General features: G+C 34.3%; 22 protein-coding genes and 1 tRNA gene. 15 read left to right on the forward strand and 8 right to left on the reverse strand.

Features of this window, described 5'->3' with window-relative positions:
• Positions 1 to 94: 94 nt before the first annotated feature.
• On the reverse strand, positions 95 to 1,339 hold the full coding sequence (gene odhB / locus SOM12_RS17575; protein WP_320494620.1) for a 2-oxoglutarate dehydrogenase complex dihydrolipoyllysine-residue succinyltransferase: 1,245 nt from the start codon (positions 1,337 to 1,339) through the stop codon (positions 95 to 97).
• A 75-nt stretch (positions 1,340 to 1,414) separates the two neighbouring features.
• Positions 1,415 to 4,189 (reverse strand): 2-oxoglutarate dehydrogenase E1 component, encoded by a 2,775-nt coding sequence (locus SOM12_RS17580; RefSeq protein WP_320494621.1) that lies wholly within the window; start codon positions 4,187 to 4,189, stop codon positions 1,415 to 1,417.
• A gap of 117 nt (positions 4,190 to 4,306) precedes the next feature.
• Between SOM12_RS17580 and SOM12_RS17585 the strand changes: the two genes are divergently transcribed.
• Both SOM12_RS17585 and SOM12_RS17590 read left to right on the forward strand, forming a co-directional pair.
• A complete protein-coding gene (locus SOM12_RS17585; protein WP_320494622.1) occupies positions 4,307 to 4,858 on the forward strand; it encodes a hypothetical protein in 552 nt (183 codons plus the stop codon).
• Positions 4,859 to 4,991: 133 nt separating this feature from the next.
• Entirely contained in the window at positions 4,992 to 5,327 is a 336-nt protein-coding gene (locus tag SOM12_RS17590; RefSeq protein ID WP_320494624.1) for a hypothetical protein, read from the forward strand.
• Positions 5,328 to 5,355: 28 nt separating this feature from the next.
• Here the strand turns inward: SOM12_RS17590 and SOM12_RS17595 are convergent, their stop codons facing one another.
• Together SOM12_RS17595 and SOM12_RS17600 are read right to left on the reverse strand one after the other, a co-directional pair.
• A complete protein-coding gene (locus SOM12_RS17595; RefSeq protein WP_111286231.1) occupies positions 5,356 to 5,709 on the reverse strand; it encodes a hypothetical protein in 354 nt (117 codons plus the stop codon).
• A gap of 48 nt (positions 5,710 to 5,757) precedes the next feature.
• Positions 5,758 to 6,732 carry a polyprenyl synthetase family protein gene (locus tag SOM12_RS17600; protein WP_320494628.1) on the reverse strand — a complete coding sequence of 325 codons (975 nt, stop codon included), beginning with the start codon at positions 6,730 to 6,732 and terminating at the stop codon, positions 5,758 to 5,760.
• A 266-nt stretch (positions 6,733 to 6,998) separates the two neighbouring features.
• Here SOM12_RS17600 and SOM12_RS17605 point away from each other — a divergent pair, with 266 nt between their 5' ends.
• The 6 genes from SOM12_RS17605 to SOM12_RS17630 all read left to right on the forward strand — a co-directional run bounded on the left by SOM12_RS17605 (position 6,999) and on the right by SOM12_RS17630 (position 15,573).
• Positions 6,999 to 7,520, forward strand: coding sequence for a YceI family protein (locus SOM12_RS17605; RefSeq protein ID WP_095929669.1), 522 nt, complete (start codon positions 6,999 to 7,001; stop codon positions 7,518 to 7,520).
• A 108-nt stretch (positions 7,521 to 7,628) separates the two neighbouring features.
• The gene (locus SOM12_RS17610) at positions 7,629 to 8,228 is read left to right on the forward strand and encodes a TetR/AcrR family transcriptional regulator (RefSeq protein WP_095929670.1); all 600 of its coding nucleotides are present in this window, start codon (positions 7,629 to 7,631) and stop codon (positions 8,226 to 8,228) included.
• Positions 8,229 to 8,320: 92 nt separating this feature from the next.
• Entirely contained in the window at positions 8,321 to 9,655 is a 1,335-nt protein-coding gene (locus tag SOM12_RS17615) for a TolC family protein (RefSeq protein WP_095929671.1), read from the forward strand.
• A 12-nt stretch (positions 9,656 to 9,667) separates the two neighbouring features.
• The gene (locus tag SOM12_RS17620; protein WP_320494630.1) at positions 9,668 to 10,735 is read left to right on the forward strand and encodes an efflux RND transporter periplasmic adaptor subunit; all 1,068 of its coding nucleotides are present in this window, start codon (positions 9,668 to 9,670) and stop codon (positions 10,733 to 10,735) included.
• A 92-nt stretch (positions 10,736 to 10,827) separates the two neighbouring features.
• On the forward strand, positions 10,828 to 14,004 hold the full coding sequence (locus SOM12_RS17625) for an efflux RND transporter permease subunit (protein ID WP_320494631.1): 3,177 nt from the start codon (positions 10,828 to 10,830) through the stop codon (positions 14,002 to 14,004).
• Between the two features lie 318 nt (positions 14,005 to 14,322).
• Positions 14,323 to 15,573, forward strand: a complete 1,251-nt coding sequence (locus SOM12_RS17630; protein ID WP_320494632.1) for a TCR/Tet family MFS transporter — start codon at positions 14,323 to 14,325, stop codon at positions 15,571 to 15,573.
• Positions 15,574 to 15,628: 55 nt separating this feature from the next.
• On the opposite strand, the gene SOM12_RS17635 is transcribed toward SOM12_RS17630, so the two are convergent.
• Complete coding sequence (locus SOM12_RS17635) at positions 15,629 to 16,066, reverse strand: retropepsin-like aspartic protease (RefSeq protein WP_095929782.1); 438 nt, start codon at positions 16,064 to 16,066, stop codon at positions 15,629 to 15,631.
• A 253-nt stretch (positions 16,067 to 16,319) separates the two neighbouring features.
• Here SOM12_RS17635 and SOM12_RS17640 point away from each other — a divergent pair, with 253 nt between their 5' ends.
• The 5 genes from SOM12_RS17640 to SOM12_RS17660 all read left to right on the forward strand — a co-directional run bounded on the left by SOM12_RS17640 (position 16,320) and on the right by SOM12_RS17660 (position 22,377).
• Complete coding sequence (locus tag SOM12_RS17640) at positions 16,320 to 17,288, forward strand: tetratricopeptide repeat protein (RefSeq protein WP_320494633.1); 969 nt, start codon at positions 16,320 to 16,322, stop codon at positions 17,286 to 17,288.
• Between the two features lie 131 nt (positions 17,289 to 17,419).
• Positions 17,420 to 19,066, forward strand: a complete 1,647-nt coding sequence (locus SOM12_RS17645) for a S41 family peptidase (RefSeq protein WP_095929676.1) — start codon at positions 17,420 to 17,422, stop codon at positions 19,064 to 19,066.
• A 313-nt stretch (positions 19,067 to 19,379) separates the two neighbouring features.
• The gene (locus tag SOM12_RS17650; protein ID WP_320494635.1) at positions 19,380 to 20,159 is read left to right on the forward strand and encodes a TatD family hydrolase; all 780 of its coding nucleotides are present in this window, start codon (positions 19,380 to 19,382) and stop codon (positions 20,157 to 20,159) included.
• Between the two features lie 63 nt (positions 20,160 to 20,222).
• Positions 20,223 to 21,359 carry a 1-acyl-sn-glycerol-3-phosphate acyltransferase gene (locus tag SOM12_RS17655; RefSeq protein ID WP_095929678.1) on the forward strand — a complete coding sequence of 379 codons (1,137 nt, stop codon included), beginning with the start codon at positions 20,223 to 20,225 and terminating at the stop codon, positions 21,357 to 21,359.
• Positions 21,349 to 22,377, forward strand: coding sequence for an asparaginase (locus tag SOM12_RS17660; RefSeq protein ID WP_320494637.1), 1,029 nt, complete (start codon positions 21,349 to 21,351; stop codon positions 22,375 to 22,377). Before SOM12_RS17655 ends, SOM12_RS17660 begins: the two co-directional genes overlap by 11 nt.
• A gap of 227 nt (positions 22,378 to 22,604) precedes the next feature.
• Here SOM12_RS17660 and SOM12_RS17665 read toward each other — a convergent pair whose 3' ends face one another.
• Positions 22,605 to 23,846, reverse strand: coding sequence for an MFS transporter (locus tag SOM12_RS17665; protein WP_095929680.1), 1,242 nt, complete (start codon positions 23,844 to 23,846; stop codon positions 22,605 to 22,607).
• Between the two features lie 90 nt (positions 23,847 to 23,936).
• On the opposite strand from SOM12_RS17665, the gene SOM12_RS17670 reads away from it, so the two are divergent.
• Both SOM12_RS17670 and SOM12_RS17675 read left to right on the forward strand, forming a co-directional pair.
• On the forward strand, positions 23,937 to 24,806 hold the full coding sequence (locus tag SOM12_RS17670; RefSeq protein WP_320494638.1) for a LysR substrate-binding domain-containing protein: 870 nt from the start codon (positions 23,937 to 23,939) through the stop codon (positions 24,804 to 24,806).
• A gap of 61 nt (positions 24,807 to 24,867) precedes the next feature.
• Positions 24,868 to 24,954, forward strand: a tRNA-Ser gene (locus SOM12_RS17675).
• Between the two features lie 47 nt (positions 24,955 to 25,001).
• On the opposite strand, the gene SOM12_RS17680 is transcribed toward SOM12_RS17675, so the two are convergent.
• Complete coding sequence (locus SOM12_RS17680; RefSeq protein ID WP_320494639.1) at positions 25,002 to 25,508, reverse strand: GNAT family N-acetyltransferase; 507 nt, start codon at positions 25,506 to 25,508, stop codon at positions 25,002 to 25,004.
• Between the two features lie 73 nt (positions 25,509 to 25,581).
• Entirely contained in the window at positions 25,582 to 26,547 is a 966-nt protein-coding gene (locus SOM12_RS17685; RefSeq protein WP_320494641.1) for a nitrilase family protein, read from the reverse strand.
• Between the last annotated feature and the right edge of the window lie 30 nt (positions 26,548 to 26,577).

The raw sequence follows: 26,577 nt of genomic DNA on the forward strand, positions 1-26,577 counted from the left end.
AACATCTTAAGCTAATCTTAAGTTAATTTTAAGCAAAAAAAAGCCTGTTCTAATGAAAGAACAGGCTTTTATATTGTCGAAAATTACTTAAAAATTACAGCTCTAAAGCACGTTTAGCGTCGCCATTCATCAATAATTCTACTGGGTTTTCTAAAGCCTCTTTTACAGCAACTAAGAAACCAACAGACTCACGTCCGTCGATGATTCTGTGGTCGTAAGAAAGAGCAACATACATCATTGGGTGAATTTCAACTTTTCCGTTTACAGCAATCGGACGCTCAATGATGTTGTGCATTCCTAAGATTCCTGATTGCGGAGGGTTGATGATTGGAGTAGATAACATACTTCCAAAAACTCCACCGTTAGTAATTGTAAAAGTTCCTCCAGTCATATCGTCAACTGTGATTTGACCATCACGAGCTCTTAAAGCTAATCTTTTGATTTCAGCTTCAATTCCGCGGAAAGTCAATAATTCAGCATTACGAACAACAGGAACCATTAATCCTTTTGGTCCAGAAACTGCGATTGAGATGTCAGCAAAATCATAAGCGATTTTGTAATCACCATCCATCATAGAGTTAACATCTGGATATAATTGTAAAGCTCTTGTAACTGCTTTTGTAAAGAATGACATAAAACCTAAACCAAGACCACCATGTTTTGCTTTGAAAGCATCTTTGTATTCGTTACGAATTTGGTTGATTGGCGTCATGTTTACTTCGTTGAAAGTAGTAAGCATAGCCGTTTCGTTTTTAGCTGAAACTAGTCTTTCTGCTACTTTACGACGTAACATTGATAATTTTGTACGCTCAGTTCCACGGCTTCCACCAGTTGGAGTTCCCATTGAAGGCACTGCATTTACAGCATCATCTTTAGTAATTCTTCCGCCTTTACCAGTTCCAGAAACTGTTGCTGGAGCAATATTTTTCTCGTCTAATATTTTTCTTGCTGCCGGAGATGGAGTTCCAGCTGCATAACTTGTTGCTGCCGGAGCTGCTTTAGGAGTCTCAGCTTTTGGTGCTTCTACCTTTGGAGCTTCCGCTTTCGGCGCCTCTGCTTTTGGAGCTTCAGCCGCTGGAGCTGCGCCACCTGCTGGTTTAGCAGCATCTGTATCAATTAAACAAACTACAGCACCTACAGCTACTGTATCACCTTCTTCAGCTTTTAGTGTAATTACACCGCTCATTTCAGCAGGTAATTCAAGAGTAGCTTTATCTGAATCAACTTCAGCAATCGCCTGATCTTTTTCTACATAATCTCCGTCTTTTACTAACCAAGTTGCAATTTCAACTTCTTTTATTGATTCCCCTGGTGATGGGACTTTCATTTCTAAAATCATCTTATTTCTTTGTTTAAGGTTTTTATGGTTTCATTCCCGATAGCTATCGGGATTGAAACTTGAAACATTTTTTTATTATCTGAATAAATTTTTATCGAATACCATTCTAATTGCATCTGCATGACGACGTTTTGCACGTGTGTAGCTTCCAGATGCTGGAGCAGAATATGCTTTTAATGAAGCCAATCTCCATTTTACAAGATCGAAGTTCATTAACATAAAGCTGTAAGCTCCCATGTTTTTAGGCTCTTCTTGCGCCCAAACATAATCGTCAGCATTTGGATATTGTGCAATAATTTCTTTGATTTGATCTACAGGGAAAGGGAATAATTGTTCGATACGAACCACTGCAACATCATTTCTTCCGTTGTTTTCTCTTTCTGCTACGATATCATAGTAGAATTTACCTGTAACAAAAACTAAAGTTTTTACACCTTTTTTGTCTACTGTATTGTCATCAATTGTTTCTTGGAAACTTCCATTTGCAATTTCTTCAACTGTAGATACACATCTTGGATCACGCAATAAACTTTTTGGAGAGAAAACTACCAATGGTTTACGGAAATTCGTTTTCATTTGTCTTCTTAATAAGTGGAAGAAGTTAGCTGGCGTTGTACAATCGGCAACATACATGTTGTGTCTTGCGCAAAGCTGTAAGTAACGTTCCATTCTTGCAGAAGAGTGTTCTGCACCTTGACCTTCATATCCGTGAGGCAATAATAAAACAATACCGTTTTGGTTGTTCCATTTATCTTCGCCACAAGAAATGTATTGGTCAATCATGATTTGAGCACCGTTAGAGAAATCTCCAAATTGTGCTTCCCAAATTGTTAAGGCTTTTGGGTTTGCTAATGCATATCCATAATCAAAACCTAAAACTCCATATTCTGATAAAAGTGAATTGAATACGCCAAAGTTTCCTTTTTTGTTTTCAATAGCGTTCAATAAGATTACCTCTTCTTCAGAATCTTCTACTTTTACAACAGCATGACGGTGAGAGAATGTACCACGCTCAACGTCTTGACCAGAAATACGAACGTCAAATCCTTCTGTTAAAAGAGAACCGTAAGCTAATGCTTCTGCAGTTCCCCAATCGATGGTATTGTTATCGTAACCAGCTTTTCTGTCTGTAACAATTTTACTTATTTTGTTGATAAACTTTTTGTCTTCTGGTAAAGTTGAGATTGTCTTAATGATAGAATCTAATCCTTCTTTAGCAAAAGTAGTATCAACTTTTTGAAGCATTTGAGTATCTGTTACTTGAACAAATCCGTCCCATTCGTTTTTCATGAATGGAGTAATGATTGTTAAGTCTTTTTTACGTGAAGCTTCTAAGTTTTCTTCTAAAGCAGATTTGTATTGTTTTTCTAAAGCATTAACATAAGATGCATCGATTACACCGTCAGAAAGTAATTTATCTGCGTAGATGTCTCTTGGGTTTTTATGTTTAGCAATGATTTTGTATAAAACAGGTTGTGTAAAACGAGGTTCGTCACCTTCATTATGTCCGTATTTTCTATATCCTAATAAGTCAATAAATACGTCACGTCCAAATTGCATTCTGTAGTCTAATGCAAAAGATACAGCGTGTACAACAGCTTCTGCATCATCAGCATTTACGTGTAATACTGGAGAAAGGGTTACTTTAGCAACGTCTGTACAATAAGTAGAAGAACGAGCGTCTAAGTAGTTTGTTGTAAATCCAACTTGGTTGTTAATTACGATGTGGATTGTTCCTCCAGTTTTGTAACCATCAAGTTGAGCCATCTGAATGATTTCATATAAAATACCTTGACCTGCAATTGCAGCATCTCCGTGTACTGCGATTGGCAATACTTTAGAGAAATCGTCAGCATAGTATTTATCTTGTTTAGCTCTTGTGATACCTTCAATTACAGCTCCAACAGTTTCTAAGTGAGAAGGGTTTGGTGCTAAATTGATGTTGATGCTTTTTCCAGATCTTGTTTTTTTGTCGGCAGTAAGGCCTAAGTGGTATTTTACGTCACCGTCAAAATATTCTTGATCGTAATCTTTACCGTCAAACTCACCAAAGATATCTTGAGTAGATTTTCCGAAGATGTTTGCCAAAACGTTCAAACGACCACGGTGAGCCATTCCCATTACGAATTGTTCAACACCTTTTTCAGCAGCTTGCTCGATCAAAGCATCTAAAGCTGGGATGATAGATTCTCCTCCTTCTAATGAGAAACGTTTTTGTCCAACATATTTAGTATGAAGGAAGTTTTCAAAAGAAACAGCTTCGTTTAATTTATTTAAGATTGTTTTCTTTTCTTCTGTAGAGAAATTTGGCTGATTAACATTTACAGCCAATTTGTCCTGAATCCATTTTACAACACCAGGATTTCTAATGTACATATATTCAATACCGATATGCTGGCAGTAAATAGCTTTAAGACGATTTACGATATCTTGTAAAGAAGAAGGCGCCATGCCGATTGTTTGAGCAGCATCAAAAACAGTTGAAAGATCAGCTGTTGTTAATCCGAAGTTTTCAATATCCAAAGTTGGAGATGAAGTTCTACGGTCACGAACAGGATTTGTTTTCGTGAATAAATGCCCGCGCGTACGGTATCCGTCGATTAATTTTAGTACATTGAATTCTTTTTGCAGTTTTTCTGAAACCAAACTACAGTCTGCGTTATCGCTAGTCACGTACTCAACGATCGTTTGCACTGGATTTTCGTCGTTATAAGTTGTTTGTCCAAAGTCAAAACCTTGAAAAAAACTTCTCCAGCTAGGCTCAACGCTGTCTGGGTTAACTAAATATTGATCGTATAATTGTGCAAAAAACTCGGTATGCGCTGCGTTTAAAAATGAAAACCTATCCATAATATGAGTGAATATACTTTTTTGTTATATAGAAAGGCAAAAGTACAACAATCACATTTATTTAAATCTTTTTTTTACGTACTTTTACGTAAAAATTTGTTAAAATAAACGTTAACTATGAATAAAATTCAATTTTCAATCGATTGCAGATATTTTTTTGTGATTTTGGCCGTCTTATTTTCAAGTTATAGTATTGCACAACAAAAATATGTCATTGACAACAGTAACCATTTTTGGGAAAAAGTTCAATTTGGAGGCGGTTTAGGTCTTGGGTTTGGTTCAGGATACACGAATGTCTCTGTAATGCCAAGCGCCATTTACAATGTCAACGAAATTGTTGCCCTTGGAGTTGGATTGCAATTTGGTTATTTATATCAAAAGAATTATTACGAATCATTTGTTTACGGCGGAAGTTTTATAACGCTTGTAAACCCGATTCCGCAACTTCAATTATCTGCAGAATTGGAACAAGTTAAGGTCGATACCGACTACGATGAAAATTATTATCATCCCGGTTTTTCCGATTCTTATTGGAATACCGCATTATATCTAGGAGCAGGTTATAGAACAGGAAACGTGACAATTGGTGCACGTTACGATGTTTTATACGATCCTAATAAAAGTCTTTACGGTTCAGGGTTTATGCCTTTTGTGAGGGTTTATTTTTGAAGTTGCTAAGGTTCTGAGATGCTAAGATTCTAAGTTTTTTAGCAACAAGATAATTTAAAAATATATTTTAATAGTAGTTGAGCCAGAATTTAGATGCGGAACAGGAAAGGCAATAGCTTTCTTAGCTAAGAAATTGGATGTAGAGTATAATGATTTTATGCAGGATTGGTCCTATGAAATTGCAAATCCAAATGAAATTGAAAAGTATATTGAATTATACAAGAATTTAAGAGATGAAGAAGAAAAGTTTGTTCTTATGGAAACTATAATCCAGGCGACAGAAGAGCAGAATGGGGAAAAATTATTCTTAAACTATTTGAATATAGTTAAAATTTTTTTGGAAATAGATTTCCATATTCATGAATATACAATTTATTACTGGGCATGTTTTGGTACTGAAGATATAGAAGATTATTTTAAAATTAGCGTTTTTATGAGAGAGTTTTTAATAGATCAGCAAAAACCTTAGAATCTTAGCATCTCAGAACCTCAGAATCTTATTTATAATAATTTCTAAACCAAACCTTCTGCCATTCTCTTTTTAAAATCAAGAAAGCAACTTGTTCAGCTAGAATCACCAAATCTGAACCGTCAAGTTGTTTGATTTCGTTTTCGGGAACGTCAATGATGTACAGCAAATTTAAGTATTCAGCAAATTTGTACTGAATCATTCGGTAAACTTTTTCGTGAAGCTGAATCTTTAATTCGTCTGGCGAAATGCTCAACGGAAAATCGATTCCTTCATTGGCAAGATTGAAGTCTTTATTAATCTGCTCAATAAGATTCAAATATAAAGTCTCTGCCTGCGCTTGCGCTAATAATGATTCGGTATTTACGGGTGCTACAAACATGTGATTTTAGATTTTAGATTGCTGATTGTAGATTTTTTTTTCTGAATACTAAACTTTACGTCCCATTAAATTTTCTCCGAAAGTCCTCAAAACGTTTTTCTTTTCATCGCCGATTTCCATTTTTTCTAATGTTTCAAAAGCTTTAAAAGTGTACATTTCAATTGCTTCCTGAGTTGCTTTTGATGCTCCAGATTGGTTAAAAATTGCTTTGGCAGTTTCTATTTTTTCTACATTATCTTCTAGCTGAAGCGTAAATAATTTTTCTAATTCTGAAGCTTTTTCGTCAGTAGAAAATTCTAATGCTTTTAGATACAAATACGTTTTTTTATTTTCAATAATATCTCCTCCTACTTGTTTTCCAAAAGTTTCAGGATCTCCAAAAGCATCCAAATAATCATCTTGAAGCTGGAAGGCCAATCCTAAATTCAATCCGAAATCATAAATTAAATCGGCTTCTTTTTCAGAAGTTTTAGATACAATTGCGCCCATTTTCATGGCAGCTGCAACCAAAACAGCTGTTTTGTATTCAATCATTTTAAGATATTGCGGAATCGTAACATCTTTACGAGTTTCAAAATCTACATCCCACTGCTGTCCTTCGCAAACTTCAAGCGCTGTTTTGCTGAATAATTTGGCTAGATTTCTAAAAACAGTCGGTTCATATTGTTCAAAATACTGATAAGCCAAAATAAGCATGGCATCTCCAGAAAGAATCCCAGTATTTAAATCCCATTTTTCATGCACGGTAACTTGTCCTCTTCTCAAAGGCGCATCATCCATAATGTCATCATGAACCAGCGAAAAGTTATGAAAAACTTCCACCGCCATTGCTGCCGGAAGCGCAATCGAATAATCAGTATCAAAAACCTCTGCGGCCATTAAAGTTAAAACAGGACGGATGCGTTTTCCGCCAAGTCCTAAAATATATTCTATAGGCTCGTAAAGATTTTTAGGCTCTTTATGTATGTTTTGGCTTTGAAGATAATTGATGAAAAAATCTTGGTACTGACTTATATCGTGCATAATAAATTCTGATTTCGAGGCTCAAAGATACAATTCAAATATGAATTTCAATTATTGAAATGATTAAAAGCTCTTTAAAGAATTAGAAAGGGTTCTTAACCATTCTCATTTCTAAGATGTTAAAATTTTTTCTAAAAAACTTGGAAACTTTTTTGGTATTTAGAGTTTCCTGTCTATATTTGCAGCGTTATAATGGAAACTAAGAACACTGTAAAAGTTTCCATAAGAGTTTGAATGATTTATAAACTCAATTAAATCAAGTATTTATGAAAACAAAATGGACCTTAGATTCTAGTCAGTCAGATGTTTTATTAGAAATGAGAAGATCGAGAACTGCTTATATGGGTGGAAGCACAAATAAATTTGATGGTTATGTAAACATTGAAGATAATGAGATTGAAGATGCTTCGGTTGAATTCTCTTTGGATATCAATAACAAAAATGAAAGTTTCCAATCTATAGATGCTTATTTACAGCTTCAAGACTTTTTTGAAGAAGATGAGCATCCAATTATTAGCTTCAAATCGACTTCATTTCAAAAAGTAAATCAGAATATCAATTTCTTCAAAGGAGATTTAACCATAAAAGATATTACAAGAGTAGTTGAATTGGATGCTGAATTTCTGGGAGAAAATATTTATAACGGAGAAAAGAAAGTAGCTTTTGAAATTAAAGGAAACATCAAACGAGAAGACTTTGGTTTAGATTTTAGCTCTTTTAATCATTCTTCTGGCGCCGCTTTGGGTAAAGACATCAAACTTATAGCAAATTTAGAATTTAGCATATAAATCTTACTAAAAGAATAAATTAATGTAAAATTATTACAAAAATATCGGAAACTATTTTTTTGATTTTAGTTTCCAAAGTATATTTGTAAGGCAATTCGAGAATTTAAAATGAAAGAGAAGATTATAGCAAAAGCAAGCGAGTTATTTTTAAAGCTTGGTTTTAAGAGTGTTACAATGGATGATATTGCAGGTGAAATGTGTATTTCGAAAAAAACGATTTACAAATATTTCTGCAACAAAGAAGTTTTGATTGAGGAAAGCACATCATTAGTTCATGGCCAAGTGCACGAAATCATGGACACGATTATAGCAAAGAATTATAACGCTATTCATGAGAATTTTGAGATTAGAGAAATGTTTCGTGATATGTTTAAAAACAACATTGACACTTCGCCAATCTATCAGTTGAAAAAACACTATCCAGAGATTTATCAAAACATTTTGTCTTTTGAAATTGATCAGTGTACGCAACTTTTTAGAGAAAATATCGAAAAAGGAATTCGTGAAGGCCTATATAGAAGTGATTTAAATGTAGAGGTATATGTTAAGTTTTATTACACTCTAGTTTTTCATATAAACGAAAATACGGTTTCTGAAAGTGAAGCGCAAAGAATAGAGTTGGAGGCCTTGGAGTATCATACTCGTGCAATGGCAACCGAAAAAGGAGTAGAGGAATTAGAAAAGCAATTAAAAAAAATAAATAATTAATTATCCAAATTGTCGTCATTTTATTCTGGGAGAGTTGTAAAAGAGGAAATGACGATGCCATCTCAAATTTTTAAAATAAATAGTAACTACTTATGAAAAGAATCTTTCTTATAGTTTTGTGTACACTAGGCATAACTGCTGGCGCACAAGTCAAAACCTTAACCTTGAAAGAGGCTGTTACATATGCACTTGAAAATAAAGCCGATGCTAAGAAGGCAAAACTTCAGGTCGAAAACAGCGAATATAAAATTCAAGAAATACGCTCGAGAGCATTACCGCAAATAACTGCAAATGGTAACTTAACTTATAATCCTATCATTCAAACAACAGTTATTGATGGTGCGGGATTTGGACAGCCAGGAACGACAATTCAAGCTGCTTTTGGTCAGAAATGGACATCAACAGCTGGGGTTTCTTTAACTCAGGCAATATTTGATCAGGCGGTTTTTACAGGTTTAAGAGCAGCACAGTCTACACGTGAATTTTATCAGATTAATAGTCAATTGACAGACGAACAAGTTATTGAAAGAGTTGCAAATAACTACTATTCTGTTTATGTACAGCGTGAAAGACTGATATTGTTAGACAGTAACTATGTAAATACTCAAAAGGTTCGTGATATTGTGCAAGGACAATTTGATAATGGGTTGGCTAAAAAAATAGATTTAGACCGTATTATTGTAAAAATGTCTAACATTGATACAGATCGTCAGCAAGTTAAAAATCAAATTGAACTGCAGGAAAATGCATTGAAATTCTACATGGGTATGCCTATCGAATCTCAATTTGTGATGCCTAAAGAAGAATTTGAAGTGGTTCCAACGTCTTTAACAGAAGAGCCAAATGTTGAAAACAGAACAGAATACCTGCTTTTAAAGAAACAAGAAGAGCTTTTAGTATTTAATAAAAAGGCAATTCAGGCAGAATATTATCCTACTCTTTCATTGACAGCTGGATATAACTATATAGGTCAAGGTCCAGAATTTCCTTGGTTTGCAAAACCATCATCTGGAGTATACTGGTCAGATTTCTCTGGAATCGGATTAAATTTGAGAGTACCGATTTTTACAGGTTTTGGAACTCGTTCTAGAGTAAGACAAGCTGATGTTGAAATCAGATCTCTTCAAGAAGATATCAAAGACACTAAACTTTCTCTTGATTTAGATTATAGAAATGCAATGACGCAGATTAATAATAATCTTGTGACTATTGAGAATCAGAGAGAAAACATGCGTTTAGCGTTAGAAATTTTAGGAAATACTAAAAACAATTACCTTCAAGGTTTAGCATCTTTAACCGATTTGCTAGATGCAGAAAATGCATCACTTGAAGCTCAAAATAATTTTACAAGAGCAGTTTTAAATTATAAAATTGCCGAAATATCTCTAATCAAATCGAAAGGCGAACTAAAATCTCTTACTAAATAACAAATTATTACAATGAAGAAAATAATTATAACAATCGTAATCATAGTCGTGGCTATTGTCGGGATTAACTACATTCTAAATAAGAACAAAACAGAAAACGAAGCGAAAACTGCAATTGTAGCAGAAAAAAATGCAGCAGTTTCTGTAAAAGTAGCTACAGTTAAAACAGAAGATGTTAACTTAGGTTTTACTGCAAACGGAAACTTCGCACCGATTCAGGAATTGACTTTTTCTGCTGAAAAATCTGGAAAAGTAATTAGTGTTTTAGTTAAAGAAGGTGACTATGTAAGAGTGGGACAAACTCTTTTAACAGTAAGAGGCGATGTTATCAATGTAAATGCTCAAGCAGCAGAAGCAGCATATCAAAACGCAAAATCTGATTATGCTAGATATGAAAATGCTTTCAAAACAGGCGGTGTTACAAAACAACAATTAGATCAAGCAAAATTGGCTTTGACTAATGCACAATCTAACTATACTCAAGCTAAAATTAATGTTGGAGACACAAGAGTAAAAGCTCCAATTAACGGATACATCAATAAAAAATATATCGAACCAGGTTCTATTTTAGCTGGAATGCCTGCAACTGCTTTATTTGATATTGTAAATGTTTCTAAATTAAAATTGGCTGTTACTGTAAACGAAACGCAAGTTGCTAGTTTAAAATTAGGACAGACTGTAGACATTACAGCAAGTGTTTATCCTGATAAATCGTTTAGTGGAAAAATTACTTTCATCGCTGCAAAAGCAGACGCGTCTTTAAATTTCCCTGTAGAAATTGAAATTACAAACAATGCGAACAATGACCTAAAAGCGGGTATGTATGGAACGGCAAACTTTGGTGCTAAAAACCAAAAACAAAACTTGAAAGTGGTTCCTAGAAATGCTTTTGTTGGAAGTGTGAGCAGCAACGAAATCTTTGTTGTAGAAAACAATGTTGCTAAATTGAAAAAAGTTGTAGCTGGAAGAATTTTAGGAGATAAAGTTGAAATCATTAATGGTTTAAATGACGGAGAAGTAGTAATTGTTACAGGTCAGATCAACTTACAAGACGGAAATACAGTAGAAATTATTAAATAATTATACCGCTCTAAGCCTTAAGCCATAAGCTTTAAGCCTTTAATAAAAGCCTAAAGCCTACAGCATATAGCTTATAGCCAAAAATAAGATATATGAAATTAGCCGAAATATCCATAAAACGTCCGTCGTTGGTAATTGTATTGTTTACAATTCTGACTCTTGGTGGATTGTTCAGCTACAGCCAATTAGGCTACGAGCTGATCCCAAAATTCGAAACCAACGTTATTACGGTTTCAACTGTATATCCTGGAGCTTCTCCAAGTGAGGTTGAAAATACAGTAACAAAGAAAATTGAAGATGCGATTGCGTCTCTGGAAAATATCAAGAAAATTGATTCTAAATCTTATGAATCTCTTTCTGTAGTATCGATTACATTGACATCAAATGCAAATGTTGATATTTCGATGAACGATGCGCAGCGTAAAATTAATGCCATTTTAAGTGATCTTCCAGACGATGCAGATCCACCGTCATTGACTAAATTCTCTTTGAGTGATTTACCAATTATGACGCTTGGTGCGAATGGAAAAATGGACGAAGCAGCGTTTTACGATTTGATCGATAAAAAGATTGCTCCAGTTTTATCTCGTGTACAAGGGGTTGCTCAGGTAAACATTATTGGTGGTCAAGAGCGTGAGATTCAAGTAAACCTTGACGCAGTAAAAATGCAAGGTTACGGACTTTCAGTTCCTCAGGTGCAGCAGACTATTTTAACTTCGAATCTGGATTTCCCAACGGGTAACATTCAAACTCGTAACCAAAAAATATTAATTCGTTTAGCGGGTAAATATAAAAACGTAGATGAATTAAGAAACTTAGTAGTTTCTTCACAAGACGGAATCCAAGTTCGTTTAGGAGATATTGCTGATGTTCAGGATACACAAAAAATCGCGGAGAAAATTGCGCGTGTAGATCAAAAAAGTGCGATTGTACTTCAAATTGTAAAACAGTCAGATGCTAATGCCGTTGCGGTAAGTGAGCAATTGATTAAGACAATTAAGACTTTAGAGAACGATTATAAATCGGCTCAATTGAAATTGGAAGTAGCAAAAGACAGTACAGTCTTTACTCTTGAAGCAGCAGATTCTGTTGTACACGATTTATTAATTGCGGTTATTCTGGTAGCTTTCGTAATGTTGTTCTTCTTGCACAGTATTAGAAACTCCTTAATCGTAATGGTGTCTATTCCAGCATCTTTGATTGCAACATTTATCGGAATTTATTTATTAGGTTATACGCTTAACTTAATGTCTTTACTTGGTTTATCTCTTGTTGTTGGTATTCTTGTGGATGACGCGATTGTGGTATTGGAGAATATTTATCGACACATGGAGATGGGTAAAAGCCGAATCCGTGCAGCTTATGATGGAACTGCCGAAATTGGTGCAACGGTAACTTCGATTACATTAGTAATTGTGGTAGTGTTCTTGCCAATTGCAATGAGTACAGGATTAGTATCGAACATTATTACACAATTCTGTGTTACGGTAATTATCTCTACGATGTTCTCATTATTGGCTTCGTTTACTATTATTCCGTGGTTGTCTTCTCGTTTTGGAAAATTAGAACACATAGAAGGTAAAAACATTTTCGGAAAAATCATTTTAGGATTTGAAAGCTACTTAACTCGTTTTACTAACTGGGTATCTAACTTGTTAAACTGGTGTTTAGATCACTATATTAAAACAATGGGAGTTATTCTGGTATTGTTTTTTGGTACGATCTTCTGGTTAATGGGAGGTGGATATATTGGAGGAGAGTTCTTTGCATCATCTGATAGTGGTGAGTTCTTAGTTCAAATTGAGATGCCAAAAGATGCTTCGTTGGAGCAAACAAACTTTATGACACAAAAAGCAGAAGCTTTCTTAAAAGGAGAGAAATATGTTTTCAGCCAAATTACAACTGTAGGACAAACCAGTGAAGGTTTAGGAGCTGCTCAGGCAACTGCTTATAAAGCTGAGATTGACGTTAAAATGATTGAGCAAAAAGATCGTACAGATGACGCCAACGTATACGCTGCAAAAGTAAAACGTAAATTAGAAAAAGTTTTAGTTGGTGCAAAAGTAAAAACGGTTCCGGTAGGTATTTTAGGAACTGCTGAGGATGCAACTTTAGGTTTGATTGTAACAGGTCCAAACGTAGAAAGCGCGATGAAATTTGCAAAAATGGCTGAAGCTGAATTACGTACTATTCCTGGAACAACTGAGATTAAATTAACAGTTGAGGACGGAAACCCTGAGATCAACGTTCAAGTTGACAGAGATAAAATGGCTGCTTTAGGATTAACACTTCAAACGGTTGGTTTAACTATGCAAACAGCTTATAGTGGTAATACAGACGGTAAATTTAGAGCTGGTGAATACGAATATGACATCAACATTAAATACAACGAATTTGATAGAAAAAACATCACAGATGTTAGTAATTTGATTTTCATCAACAATGCTGGTCAGCAAATTAAATTAAATCAATTCGCAACAATTACTGAAGGTTCTGGACCAAGTAAATTAGAGCGTAGAGATAAAACAGCTTCTGTAACTGTACAAGGTCAGAACGTTGGGGTTCCAGCAGGAACAATCGTTCAGCAATGGCAAGCAAAACTGGATAAATTGCAAAAACCAACTGGAGTTAACTACATCTGGGGTGGTGACCAAGAGAACCAATCTGAAGGATTTGGTACTTTAGGAATCGCATTATTAGCAGCTATTATCTTGGTTTACCTTGTAATGGTTGGATTATATGATAGTTTCGTTCACCCGTTTGTCGTATTATTTGCTATTCCGCTTTCGTTCATTGGAGTTTTATTTGCCTTAGCATTAACAAACAACACTTTAAATATCTTTACGATCTTAGGGGTAATCATGTTGATTGGTCTGGTGTGTAAGAATGCGATCATGCTTGTCGATTATACCAATCAGCGAAGAGCAGCGGGAGAATCAATTAGAAATGCCCTAATCCAAGCAAACCACGCTCGTTTACGTCCGATCTTGATGACAACAATTGCGATGGTGTTTGGTATGTTCCCAATTGCATTAGCATCTGGAGCAGGAGCTGAATGGAAAAACGGATTAGCATGGGTAATCATTGGAGGTTTGATTTCATCATTATTCCTTACTTTGATTGTTGTACCAGTTATCTACGACATTATGGAGAAAATTATCCGTAAGTTCTCTAAAGGAGAAAAAATCGATTACGAAGCTGAAATGCATGCCGATTATGAGCATACAGAATTAAGCGAAGATGGTTTTAATCCGAAACATACACATTAATAGTTTTGATTTTCAATAGAAATTCCAAAGTCCGAAATTGGAATTTCCCCATTAAAATCCCAAGTTCCTTCAATTAGGAATTTGGGATTTTTTTAATTCAGACTTAAAATAGTTCACGCAGATTGTACAGATTTTGGCAGATTAAATTAAAAGAAATCTGCGTGTATCTGCTCAAATCTTTATTAAATCTGCGTGAAAAAAATAGCACTTTACATTGCAATTTGGAATTTGATTTTTGGAATTTGAACGTTGAGATTTGGAATTTTTCTATTGTTAATTGAAAAATATGTTTATTTGCATCACCTTACTAAAATAATTATGCTACAAAAAGATAAGTCAGCAGCTATTGGTTTTATTTTCATAACCATGTTAATAGACATTACAGGATGGGGAATTATTATTCCTGTAATACCAAAATTAATCGAAGAATTGATTCATGGAGACATCAGCGAAGCCGCAAAAATTGGTGGCTGGTTAACTTTCGCGTATGCGATAACCCAATTTGTATTTGCTCCTGTAATTGGAAATTTAAGTGATAAATTCGGAAGAAGACCAATCATTTTAATTTCCCTTTTCGGATTTTCTTTAGATTATATTTTACTGGCGTTCTCGCCAACCATTATCTGGCTTTTTATCGGAAGGATTATTGCTGGAGTTACTGGCGCGAGTATTACAACCGCTTCGGCTTATATTGCCGATGTTAGCACTGCTGAAAATAGAGCTAAGAATTTTGGATTAGTAGGTGCTGCTTTCGGATTAGGATTTATCATCGGACCAGTTATTGGAGGGCTTTTAGGACAATACGGATCACGAGTTCCTTTTTATGCTGCAGCCATTTTATGTATGGTAAACTTTCTTTATGGATTTTTTATTTTACCAGAATCCCTTAAAAAAGAAAACCGCAGACCTTTTGATTGGAAACGTGCCAATCCAATTGGAGCTATTTTAGGTTTGAGAAAATACCCAACTTTAATTGGTTTAATTGCCGCAATATTTTTGTTGTATGTAGGTTCGCATGCCGTACAAAGCAATTGGAGTTTCTTTACCATTTATCAATTTAATTGGGACGAAAGAATGATCGGAATCTCATTAGGAATAATCGGTCTCTTGGTAGGAGTTGTGCAAGGCGGATTGGTTAGATACATCAATCCGAAAATTGGAAACGAGAAAAGTATTTACATCGGTTTAGCTTTATATACAATCGGAATGCTATTATTTGCTTTTGCAACAGAAAGCTGGATGATGTTTGTGTTTTTAATTCCGTATTGTCTTGGCGGAATTGCTGGGCCAGCATTACAGTCTGTTGTAGCAAGTAAAGTCGAACCAAACGAGCAAGGAGAAATTCAAGGAACTTTAACCAGTTTAATGAGTGCTTCTTCTATTATTGGTCCGCCCATGATGGCCAATACATTTTACTTTTTCACGCACGATGATGCACCGTTTAAATTTGCTGGAGCGCCTTTTATTTTAGGAGGAGTTTTAATGTTGCTAAGTACAGTTGTTGCTTATTTTTCATTGAAAAAACATGTCACTCCAAAAATAGAAATTAATAATCGAGAAACAGTATAAATCTAAAAAGTCTTCATTTTAATGGAGACTTTTTTATTTAGAACTTGGAATTTTTCTACTTAAGGTACAAATAATGGTTAAAATAGTCAATAATTGCTTTTCCTTGCAATAAAACATCGGCACCAATAATACCGTGAACCGGTTTTGCCTTGTACGATTCTAATGCTTCGTTTACATGCGAAAGATCAAAAATGACAATGCTAAAATCTTTACTTTTCCAGCTGCCTAATTGCAGTTTATTTTGAGACGAAATCTGTGTTGCCATTCCAGTCCCGCCAGCTCCAGAAGCTTTTGTTTTAGAATTTTTTGCAGCAAGTTCAAAACGTTCAATAGACTCAAAACCTACACAAGTATTTGATGCGCCTGTATCTAAAATAAAATTTCCAGAATAGCCATTAATTTTAGCTTTAATTAGTAAATGCTGTGTTTTGGTTATTTTAAACTTTATTTTTTTGTACTTCTCTATTTTGAGAATTTCGTGAAGATTTTCCATTCCTACGTATTGATTGAAACTCAAAAATAAAGCAATTAAACCCAAAAAACTAATGATATGCAAAAGATATAATTGCAAGCCTTTTAGGAGTTCCGAAATATACGGTAGGTCGTTTCTCATTTTATTCCTTTCTTTTTTTTAGCTTTTTAATGAAGTTTTTTTGATTATATGCAGTTGATTATAATGTGGTTACCTTTTGTTTTTTAAGATTTTTAGGATTCTTTTTTTTAAATTAGCTATAAAATGCTTTTTTATGGATCTAAATACAATTCATCCTGATCAAAAATATATCGACGGACTTGCTGCAAATGACTCGGTAGTAATTGAAATGATATATAAAAAGTTTGCGCCCAAAGTGGTCCAGTTTATAACCAATAATTCTGGAGACAAAGATCAAGCGCAGGATGTGGTTCACGAAATCATGGTTTTGCTTTTTAATCAGGCGAAAGCAGGAAAACTTCACCTAACATGTCCATTTGATGCTTATTTTTTCTTGCTCTGTAAAAGACGCTGGCTAAACGAACTGAAAAATTCTGCCCATAAGGATGTGACAATTTATGAAAACGTGGTATCTGTTAATGAATCTGCTCACGAATTGATTGCTCAAACAGAAAAATTTGAAGAAGAACAAAAGCATTATGGAAACGAAAATAAACTAGAAATAGAGAATAGAGTTGCTTTTGAAGAAAACCTGACTAAAATTTCCGACAAATATTTCAATAAAAAGAAACATAAAACAGCGTCGCTTAAACCTTGGTATTTTGCCGTAGCAATTTCTATAATTGTAATGTTCGGATTGTTTTTCTTCGATTATAGACATTATCCTAATTTTGAAGATTATAACCATCCAGAAAGTGCTTATTTTACAGAAAGAGGGGTTTCTGAAGCAATTTTAAAACAAGCAGAAAATAATTTTAACGGAAAAAGATATGATATCGCGATTCCGATTTTTGAAATGATTTTGAAGGAAAACAATTCAGACGAAATAAAATATTTTTATGCTGTTTCATTATTGCAGGTAAGCAAATACGTAAAAGCAGAAACCATTTTTAAAGAATTGGAAGCTGGAAATTCTATTTACAAAGAAAAAGCAAAGTGGAATCTGGCTTTATCTAAGCTAAAACAAGGAAAATATAACGAATGCAAAGCCATTTTACAGACTATTTCGCAAGACTATGAAGGCTATGATGACGTAGAACAACTGCTAGAAGAATTGGAATAAAAATTAATTATTAAGAAAAATTTTATCTCTTTACGGAAAACCTCAATCGAATTTGGAATTTTAGTTCTAAATTCGATTTTCTTTTTTAAGGAATAGCCCAAAATCAATTTAACCTAACCATTAAAACCAAAATGAAAAAAGTTATCCTGTTGTTTCTTTTTATTTGTTCGCAAACCATTTTTAGTTTCAATAAAATTACCGAGACTGAAAAGTTGGCTGCGACTTGCAAAATTTGGGGTTTCTTAAAATATTATCATCCAAAAGTGGCTAATGGAGAATTGAATTGGGATAATCAGCTTTTGGAGAAATTGCCATTAATAGAAAAAGCACAAACTAAAGAAGAGTTCTCTTTAATCTTAGAAAATTGGATTGATGATTTGGGACCAGTAAAAGAAATTGCTCCAATTGTTACTCCAAAAGAGGTTAAATTTTTTGATAAGAACTTTGATCTAAGCTGGTTCAATGACAAATTGTTTTCTAAAAGGCTCTCAAAAAAATTAAAATTTATCGAAGAAAATAGATTTCAAAGTAATGAAGAATTTGGACCAAGTTTTGACGGTTTTAAAAACTTAAAAAACTATTTTAATCTTGATTACACTAATAAAAATTCAAAGTTTTTAATGTTTTATGCGTATTGGAATGTGGTAGAATATTATTATCCATACAAATACATAATGGATCAGAGATGGGATAAAACTTTAAATGAGTTATTGCCTTCTGTTGTTGAATCCAAAACACCAGAAGATTTTTATAAAGTATTGAGAAAAGCGGCTGCAAAACTCAATGATACTCATGTCCAGTTTCATATTTACCCGTCTGAAACAGCAAAAAAGAGTTTTTATTATTTTCCAGCAACAGGTAAAGTAATAGATGAAAAATTAGTAATTACCGAGATTTTGGGAGATAGTCTTGCAGAGGTCGACAATATTAAAATTGGAACTGTAATTACTAAAATAAACGATAAGAGCATTAGAGAAATTATTGAAGAGAAAAGAGATATTGTTTCTGCTTCAAACGAGGTTGCTTTTCTGGATAAAGTTCTGCGCACAATTTTAGTGAGTGAATCTGAAAAGGTAAATGTAGAATTCCTGAAAGATGGAAAATACGAAACAAAGTCAATGACTTGGTTTAACTATCACGATTCACATCGAAATGAGTATAAAAAAGGAGCACAAATAAAGAAAGATAAATTTAAACTTTTGGACAATAATATTGGTTACGTAAACATGGGAGTTATTAAACCCAAAAATGTTCCTAATATGATTGATGCTCTGAAATCGACAAAAGCTATAGTTTTTGATATGAGAAATTATCCAAATGGAACTTTTGGAGAAATTGGTAATTTTTTGAATTCTGAAGAAAAAGAATTTTGCCTTTATACCTATCCATATCCAAATTATCCAGGAAAGTATATTTGGGAAGAAGGAAGAAAAGCGGGATTTGAAAATAAAGACAATTACAAAGGAAAAGTAATTGTATTGCTTAATGAAGATTCTATAAGCCAGTCAGAATGGACGGCGATGTGTTTTCAAACAGCTGGGAATACCACAATTATTGGAAGTCAGACTGCTGGAGCGGACGGAAATGTTTTTGAATTTGATTTTAGTGGCTATCATACTAATTTCTCTGGTATTGGCGTTTACTACCCAGACGGAAGAGAAACCCAACGTATAGGAATCGTACCCGATATTGAGGTAAAACCAACAATTTTAGGTATTCAACAAGGCAAAGATGAAGTTTTGGAACGGGCTTTGCTATATATAGAAACGGGAAAATAAAGCCTCGTTTGTCATACTGAAGAACGAGGGGTCACACTAGCTGATCGAGAGAAAAAATGGGGGTTTTCTTTTCGACGCTTCTTGTGAGGCCCTTTGTTCTTCAGAATAACAAAAATTAGGTGATTATTATTCTGACCTTTGTCAAAGCTCCAAGCTTTGACAAAGGTTTTTTATTTTTAGGCATTTATAAAAAAGAGAAAATCAGTTAAAATCAGCGTTTTCACGAAAGTGAAATCCGTTTTATCCGTGTCCCATTTACGAAATTGCTATTCTTTTATTATTGTCGTAATTTTGGCGCTTTAAAATTATAGTCTTGAATTCAACACCAATTATTACCGATACCCACACGCATTTATATTCTGAAGAATTTGATCAGGATCGTGACGCCATGATTCAGCGCGCAATTGATGCCGGAATTACTCGTTTTTTTATTCCAGCAATTGATGCCGCCGCTACGCAGTCTATGTACGATTTGGAGAAAAACTATCCCGAAAATGTATTTCTAATGATGGGTTTGCATCCCACCTACGTAAAAGATAATTATCTGGAAGAATTGGCGCATGTAGAAGCAGAATTATCTAAAAGAAAATTCTATGCTGTCGGCGAAATCGGGATCGATTTGTATTGGGATAAAACCCATTTAAAAGAACAGCAAATCGCTTTTAAAAGACAAATTCAGTTAGCAAAACAATATAAATTACCCATTGTAATTCATTGCAGAGAAGCTTTTGATGAAATCTTTGAAGTGCTAGAAGAAGAAAAATCTGAAGATTTATTTGGGATTTTTCATTGTTTTTCCGGAACTTTAGAACAAGCAGAACGTGCGATTTCCTACAAAATGAAATTAGGAATTGGCGGCGTTGTTACTTTTAAGAACGGAAAAATCGATCAGTTTTTAAATCAAATCGATTTAAAACACATCGTTTTGGAGACAGATTCGCCGTATTTAGCTCCGATTCCTTACAGAGGAAAAAGAAACGAAAGCAGTTATTTGGTCAACGTTATCGATAAATTAAGCGATGTATATGGTGTTTCTACAGAAGAAATTGCAGCAATTACAACCCAGAATTCTAAAGACGTTTTCGGGATTTAACTTGTACCTTACAAAACTTTAATTTTTTTTTTGTTCTTTTGCCCACTTAAACCCAAATAAATAATGCAGAGATTTGATGCCATTCGACCGTTTTATGATTCCGAAATAAATGAAGCACTTCATGGTGTAGTAAATCATCCTATGATGAAAACCATGATGAACTTTACTTTTCCGGATGTCGAAGATGAGGTTTGGAAGGAACAATTAAAGAAAACACATTCTATTCGTGATTTTCAATGCAATTTTATTTACAATACAATCCAGAAAGTTTTAGAAAAAAGTTCTGAAGGTCTTACAACTTCAGGTTTTGAGAAACTAGAACCCAATACTTCTTATCTATTTATCTCGAATCATAGAGATATTCTTTTGGATACAACATTATTAAATGTTTGTTTATTCGAACATGGTTTGGTGATGACTGCTTCGGCAATTGGAGATAATTTAGTAAAGAAAGCTTTCTTGGCAACTTTAGCAAAATTAAATAGAAACTTTTTGGTTTTAAGAGGATTAACGCCTCGTGAAATGCTGCAAAGTTCAAAGTTGTTGTCTGAATATATGGGACAATTACTCCTTCGCGAAAATCGTTCGGTTTGGATTGCCCAAAGAGAAGGAAGAACAAAAGATGGAAATGACGAAACCAATCCAGGAGTTTTAAAAATGATCGGAATGGGTTCTGACGAAGAAAACTTAATGGATTATTTTAAGAAATTAAAAATTGTTCCAGTTTCTATTTCTTACGAATACGATCCTACCGATGTTTTGAAAATGCCGCAATTAATGGCAGAAGCAAATAATGAGGTTTACGTAAAAGACAAAAATGAAGATTTCATGACCATTTTAAGTGGTATCATGGGAACGAAGAAAAGAATACACATTTCTGTTGGCGATGTTCTAGATACAGAAATCGATCAGATTGTGGCTGAAAACGATAATGCAAACAAGCAAGTTCAAGCTTTGGCACAAACTATTGATGATGTTATTTTGAAAAACTACCAATTATGGCCAACAAACTTTATTGCTTACGATATTTTAAACGAAACAGACAAGTTTGCTCACAAGTATAAAGAAAGCGAAAAGCAGCTTTTTGAGCGTCGTTTAGAAATGCGTATCGGAAGCGATAATCCTGTGACAAGACAAGGATTCTTGGCTATGTATGCTAACCCTGTTGTCAATAAATTGAAATACCAAGATGTCATCTAAATCAAAAATATTATTGGTTTATACCGGAGGAACTATCGGTATGAGCAAAGATTTTGAAACTGGAGCGCTTAAAGCCTTCAATTTTGGTAAATTAATTCAGAAAATACCAGAAATTAAACAATTGGACTGCGAAATTGAATCAATTTCGTTCGAACATCCAATTGATTCTTCTAATATGAATCCCGAAATGTGGACAAGAATTGCCACCATTATCGAGGAAAATTACAATACTTACGACGGATTTGTAGTGCTTCATGGATCAGATACCATGTCGTATTCTGCTTCGGCATTAAGCTTTATGCTCGAGAATTTGGCCAAACCAGTTGTGTTTACAGGCTCGCAATTGCCAATTGGTGATTTGCGTACCGATGCGAAAGAAAACTTGATTACAGCAATTCAGATTGCTTCTCTTCAAGAAAACGGAAAACCGGTTATTACAGAAGTGTGTTTGTATTTTGAATACAAATTATACCGCGGAAACCGAACTTCTAAAGTAAATGCAGAACATTTTAGAGCTTTTACAGCGCCAAATTATCCTGAATTGGTAGAATCTGGTGTTCATTTAAAATTAAACAAGCATTTATTTCTTCCAATAAATAAAGATGCAAAACTGATCGTTCATAAAAAATTAGACAATCACGTTGCGATTATAAAAATGTTTCCTGGAATGAGTGAAATTGTTCTAGCTTCCATTCTTTCAACGAAAGGTTTACGAGGAATCATTCTGGAAACCTATGGTTCAGGAAATGCTCCAACAGAAGATTGGTTTTTAAACCTAATAGAAAAAGCAATCAAATCTGGAATGCATATCGTAAACGTAACGCAATGCTCGGGCGGAAGCGTGAATATGGGACAATACGAAACCAGTACAGCTTTAAAATCACTTGGAGTGATCTCAGGAAAAGACATCACGACAGAAGCAGCAATTACTAAATTAATGTATTTGCTTGGTCATAATATTCCTCAAAATGAGTTTAAAGATATTTTTGAAACTGCACTTCGCGGGGAAATATCTTAAATTTAAATTCCAATATTTTTTAAATTCCAAATTCCAAATTTCAAAATCTAAATTTGGAATTTGGGATTTTTTTATTTAAAAAAATTTCACTTAACCGTTTCATTTTGTCATCCTGACGGAGGAAGGATCACACAAGAAACTCGACAAAGATGGGTTATTTTGCATGCGGAGTTACTAGTGTGATCCTTCCTCCGTCAGGATGACAAAATGCAATTGGAATTTAAAACTTAAAACTTCGAATTTTTATAAGTAACCGGGCAAGTTTCCAAATCTTCGATTGCTTTATGTTTTTTGTAATACAAATAAACGATTACAGAAATAATACAGATAATTCCCTGAACAGCGACTGTAGCTCTTACACCTAAAAAGTGAGAAACATATCCAATAATTAAACTTCCCACAGGAATCATTCCTTGATAAGCCATCATGTAGTAGCTAATGCTTCTTGAGCGCATATTGACAGTACTGTGAGTCTGAATGTAAATGTTGATAGAAGAAGTTTGTCCCATCATTCCAATTCCGCTTAAAGTCATACAGATCAATGCAATTGTAATACTGCTTGAAAGGGCCAGAATAATTACGCTGAAACCAAGAAGTAAACTTGCTGAGATCATCAATTTGTTCATGTTTTCAGCAGATTTTAGATTGGCCAAATAAATTGCAGACAAAACAGAACCAATTCCGGCAGCGCTTTCAAACCAGCTGAAAGTTTCGGCATTTCCGTTAAAGATATCTTTTGCAAAAACCGGCATCAAAGTATTAAAAGAAATGACGAATAAACTGCTGCAGGTAAGCATTAAAAGCATTCTGGCCATTTCGGTTTCTTTTTTTACATAATCTAAACCTTCTACTAAATCATCTAGCATATTCAGCTTATTTTCGGCTTTAATATGTGGAGTGATTTTCATCATCATTAATGAAATCAAGACAGGAACATAACTCACGAAATTTCCAATAAAACAGATATCTTCTCCATATTGATGCAAGATAATTCCAGCAAGAGCAGGACCTGCAATTCTGGCAAAATTATTCATGGTAGAGTTTAGCGCTACAGCATTCGGGAGATCTTCTTTATTATCAACAATATCAATCATCATGGTTTGACGGCACGTCATATCAAAAGCATTGATAATTCCCTGAATAAGACTTAGCGCAAGTATAAAATTGATATTGTAAATTTTAAGATAAATAAGCAAGGCTAGAGCTCCAGCTTGAAGCATTGCCAAAGATTGCAATACCATCATCGCTCGATGTCTGTCATAACGCCCAATAATGCTTCCTGCTAAAGGTGCCAGAAACAAAGACGGAATCATACTTAAGAAAGTTGCCAAACCTAATAGAAAAACAGATCCTGTAATGCTGTAAACCATCCAGCTTACTGCTGTTTTTTGCAACCAGGTTCCGATAACGGATACCGATTGACCGTAGAAAAATAATTTGAAATTTTTTGATTTTAAGGCTTTAAACATAACTCTAAATATTTAATACAAAGGTCGGGATTATGATAGCATTAGAAAAATTAATAATTTTACTGATAATAAGTAGTAAAACTTATCAATATGGAAATTTATCAACTGCAATATTTTATCAAAACAGCTGAGGTTTTGCACTTTACCAAAGCGGCAGAATTGTGTTTTGTAACCCAATCGGGACTTTCGCAACAAATTAAAAAACTCGAAGAAGAACTTGGTTTGCCTTTGTTTAAGCGTATCGGCAAAAAAGTGCAATTGACAGAAGCAGGTTCGGTTTTTTTAATTCATGCTAAAAAAGTAGTAGAGAATGTAGAAAACGGAAAACAGGCCATTGAGGATTTAAACGAAATGATTGGCGGCGAATTACGTATTGGCGTGACTTATATTTTTGGGTTATTGATATTGCCTGTTGTTAATGCATTTGCTAAGAAATACCAAAATCTTAAAATTATTGTCGAGTACGGAACTACTGAGGTTTTAGAACAGAAATTGCTTGACAACGAATTAGATTTAGTATTCGTTATTTCGTCACACGAAATTGAAATGCCGATTCAGAAAGTGCCATTATTTACTTCAAATATGGTTATGGTGGTTTCTAAAAATCATGCTTTGGCCAATTTGGACAAAATTGCTTTTAAGAAAATAGAGGAGATTCCGTTGATATTGCCAGGGAAAGGATCCAATTCGCGAGAATATGTCGAAGAATTGTTTAAAAAGTTTAATATGAAACCTAAAATTTCGATAGAGCTCCAGTCTATTCACGCATTATTGCAAATGGTCGAAAATAGCGATTGGGCCACAATTGTTGCCGAAATGGCTCTAAAAGATTGGGATAGCTTACAAGCCATTCAAATTACGGGAGTTTCTACAAAGAGAGATTCCTACATGCTGACAATGGGAGGTTACCAGAAAAAAGCGGTAAAACTATTTATGGAAGAATTTAAAAAAAGTATATAAAAGGAACTTACGTTTTACTTTTGTAAAGTCAGATTTTTTTGTGTTATTTGCAGACCAAAATAGAAAGGTGTCCGAGTGGTTTAAGGAGCTAGCCTGGAAAGCTAGTATATGGGTAACTGTATCGAGGGTTCGAATCCCTTCCTTTCTGCGATAAAAAACAAACCCTTGTGAAGGACTTCACAAGGGTTTGTTTTTTTAAAGCTTAATCTCAAATAAACTAAAAGAACCTTCTTTATAATGTTCTGGTAATTCATTTGTCCACTCGATTGTACTTATTCCTTTATATTCAAAACCACAGCTGGTATAATATTTATTTATTCTTTCGTTTCCGCTGTGTGTATCAAGCCTAATGTATTCTTTATTATTTTCTTTGGCATATTCTTTAACCCATTCTACAATTTTTTTGACATAAGATTGTCCTCTAAACTTTGGATTTGTAGCAATACGATGTAAATAAACTGCTGGATCTTTGCTGGCTTCTTTCCAGATAATTAAATCGTTAAAAGTTAGTACAAAGGTACAAGCAACTTCGTCTCCTTCTTTGATTATAAAATGACGATTCTCATCAATTTCTTTTTCTATTAATGCTCTTTCAAAACCTCTCCAGCTTTTATTGTTTACTGTTTTCTGGTAAGATGTAGCTTCGTTATAAATATCGAAAACAGCATCGATATCCTGAGTTGTAGTTTTAAAAAATTCCATTATTGGGCTTTATTCTGTAGATTAATGAATCTTCAAAGGTAAATCTTTCAATAGCTTTAGAGAGGCTAAATGTTTAATTTATGCTTTTTTTATCAGAGTTCAGCCAAACTACATTTTGTTCAGATTCATGATTTTGACCAATAATATCTCTATATAATTCTGGTCTTCTAGCTTTTATATAACGACTTCCTCCTGCAAGATTGCATTTTTCGGGAGTGATTATTGCCGTTGCAAAAGAATCGTCAAAAGTGCGGCATTCGGCTAGAATATCTCCAAAAGGATCAATAATCATAGAACAGCCGTTTTTTAATTGATCATCGTCCATGCCAATTGGGTTCGAAAAGATAGCATAAATGGCATTGTCGTAAGCTCTTGCCGGCAGCCATTTCATTAACCAGTCACGGCCTTTCATCCCGTCGAATTCTAATCGTAACGAAGTTGGGTCGGTTTCGCGGTTTTCCCAAAGCTGTGGCGTTACAAAACCAGCACCCGGTCGGGTAGAAGGCGTGCACATCGTTACGTGTGGCATAAATATAATGTCGGCACCTAGAAGTTTTGTGGCACGAACATTTTCAATAATATTGTTGTCGTAACAAATTAGAATACCGCATTTCCAGCCTTCAATTTCAAAAATACAATAACGATCTCCAGGTATTAAATACGGATTTATAAACGGATGCAGTTTTCTATATTTGGCCACTAAACCATTTTTGTCTACACAAACATACGCTTTGAATAGATTGTCGTTTTCGTCTTTTTCAAAAAGTCCGGCCAATATTACAATGTTATCGTTTTTGGCAATTTCGATTAATTTTAAGATGCTTTCTCCATTGGGAATCAATTCTGCCAAGTCCAGCATTTGTTCTTTTGATAAGTTTCTTGCAAATGTATATCCGGTTATAGAACATTCGTGAAAGGAAATCACATCGCAACCTTCGGCAGATGCTTTCTTAGAAAGTTTTTTGATTACAGATAAGTTATAGTTTTTGTCGCCACTTTTATTTTCGAACTGGGCTGTGGCTATTTTTAGATTTTTCATATTGTAAGCTATTAATAATTAAATCAAAAA

This window comes from Flavobacterium sp. CFBP9031 (assembly GCF_034044945.1).
Taxonomy (GTDB): Bacteria; Bacteroidota; Bacteroidia; order Flavobacteriales; family Flavobacteriaceae; genus Flavobacterium.

Bases quoted from the DNA above. Each gene is read 5' to 3' on its own strand.
- odhB (WP_320494620.1), bottom strand. From the start codon at position 1,339: ATGATTTTAGAAATGAAAGTCCCATCACCAGGGGAATCAATAAAAGAA.
- SOM12_RS17580 (WP_320494621.1), bottom strand. From the start codon at position 4,189: ATGGATAGGTTTTCATTTTTAAACGCAGCGCATACCGAGTTTTTTGCA.
- SOM12_RS17585 (WP_320494622.1), top strand. From the start codon at position 4,307: ATGAATAAAATTCAATTTTCAATCGATTGCAGATATTTTTTTGTGATT.
- SOM12_RS17595 (WP_111286231.1), bottom strand. From the start codon at position 5,709: ATGTTTGTAGCACCCGTAAATACCGAATCATTATTAGCGCAAGCGCAG.
- SOM12_RS17600 (WP_320494628.1), bottom strand. From the start codon at position 6,732: ATGCACGATATAAGTCAGTACCAAGATTTTTTCATCAATTATCTTCAA.
- SOM12_RS17605 (WP_095929669.1), top strand. From the start codon at position 6,999: ATGAAAACAAAATGGACCTTAGATTCTAGTCAGTCAGATGTTTTATTA.
- SOM12_RS17610 (WP_095929670.1), top strand. From the start codon at position 7,629: ATGAAAGAGAAGATTATAGCAAAAGCAAGCGAGTTATTTTTAAAGCTT.
- SOM12_RS17615 (WP_095929671.1), top strand. From the start codon at position 8,321: ATGAAAAGAATCTTTCTTATAGTTTTGTGTACACTAGGCATAACTGCT.
- SOM12_RS17620 (WP_320494630.1), top strand. From the start codon at position 9,668: ATGAAGAAAATAATTATAACAATCGTAATCATAGTCGTGGCTATTGTC.
- SOM12_RS17625 (WP_320494631.1), top strand. From the start codon at position 10,828: ATGAAATTAGCCGAAATATCCATAAAACGTCCGTCGTTGGTAATTGTA.
- SOM12_RS17630 (WP_320494632.1), top strand. From the start codon at position 14,323: ATGCTACAAAAAGATAAGTCAGCAGCTATTGGTTTTATTTTCATAACC.
- SOM12_RS17635 (WP_095929782.1), bottom strand. From the start codon at position 16,066: ATGGAAAATCTTCACGAAATTCTCAAAATAGAGAAGTACAAAAAAATA.
- SOM12_RS17640 (WP_320494633.1), top strand. From the start codon at position 16,320: ATGGATCTAAATACAATTCATCCTGATCAAAAATATATCGACGGACTT.
- SOM12_RS17645 (WP_095929676.1), top strand. From the start codon at position 17,420: ATGAAAAAAGTTATCCTGTTGTTTCTTTTTATTTGTTCGCAAACCATT.
- SOM12_RS17655 (WP_095929678.1), top strand. From the start codon at position 20,223: ATGCAGAGATTTGATGCCATTCGACCGTTTTATGATTCCGAAATAAAT.
- SOM12_RS17660 (WP_320494637.1), top strand. From the start codon at position 21,349: ATGTCATCTAAATCAAAAATATTATTGGTTTATACCGGAGGAACTATC.
- SOM12_RS17665 (WP_095929680.1), bottom strand. From the start codon at position 23,846: ATGTTTAAAGCCTTAAAATCAAAAAATTTCAAATTATTTTTCTACGGT.
- SOM12_RS17670 (WP_320494638.1), top strand. From the start codon at position 23,937: ATGGAAATTTATCAACTGCAATATTTTATCAAAACAGCTGAGGTTTTG.
- SOM12_RS17680 (WP_320494639.1), bottom strand. From the start codon at position 25,508: ATGGAATTTTTTAAAACTACAACTCAGGATATCGATGCTGTTTTCGAT.
- SOM12_RS17685 (WP_320494641.1), bottom strand. From the start codon at position 26,547: ATGAAAAATCTAAAAATAGCCACAGCCCAGTTCGAAAATAAAAGTGGC.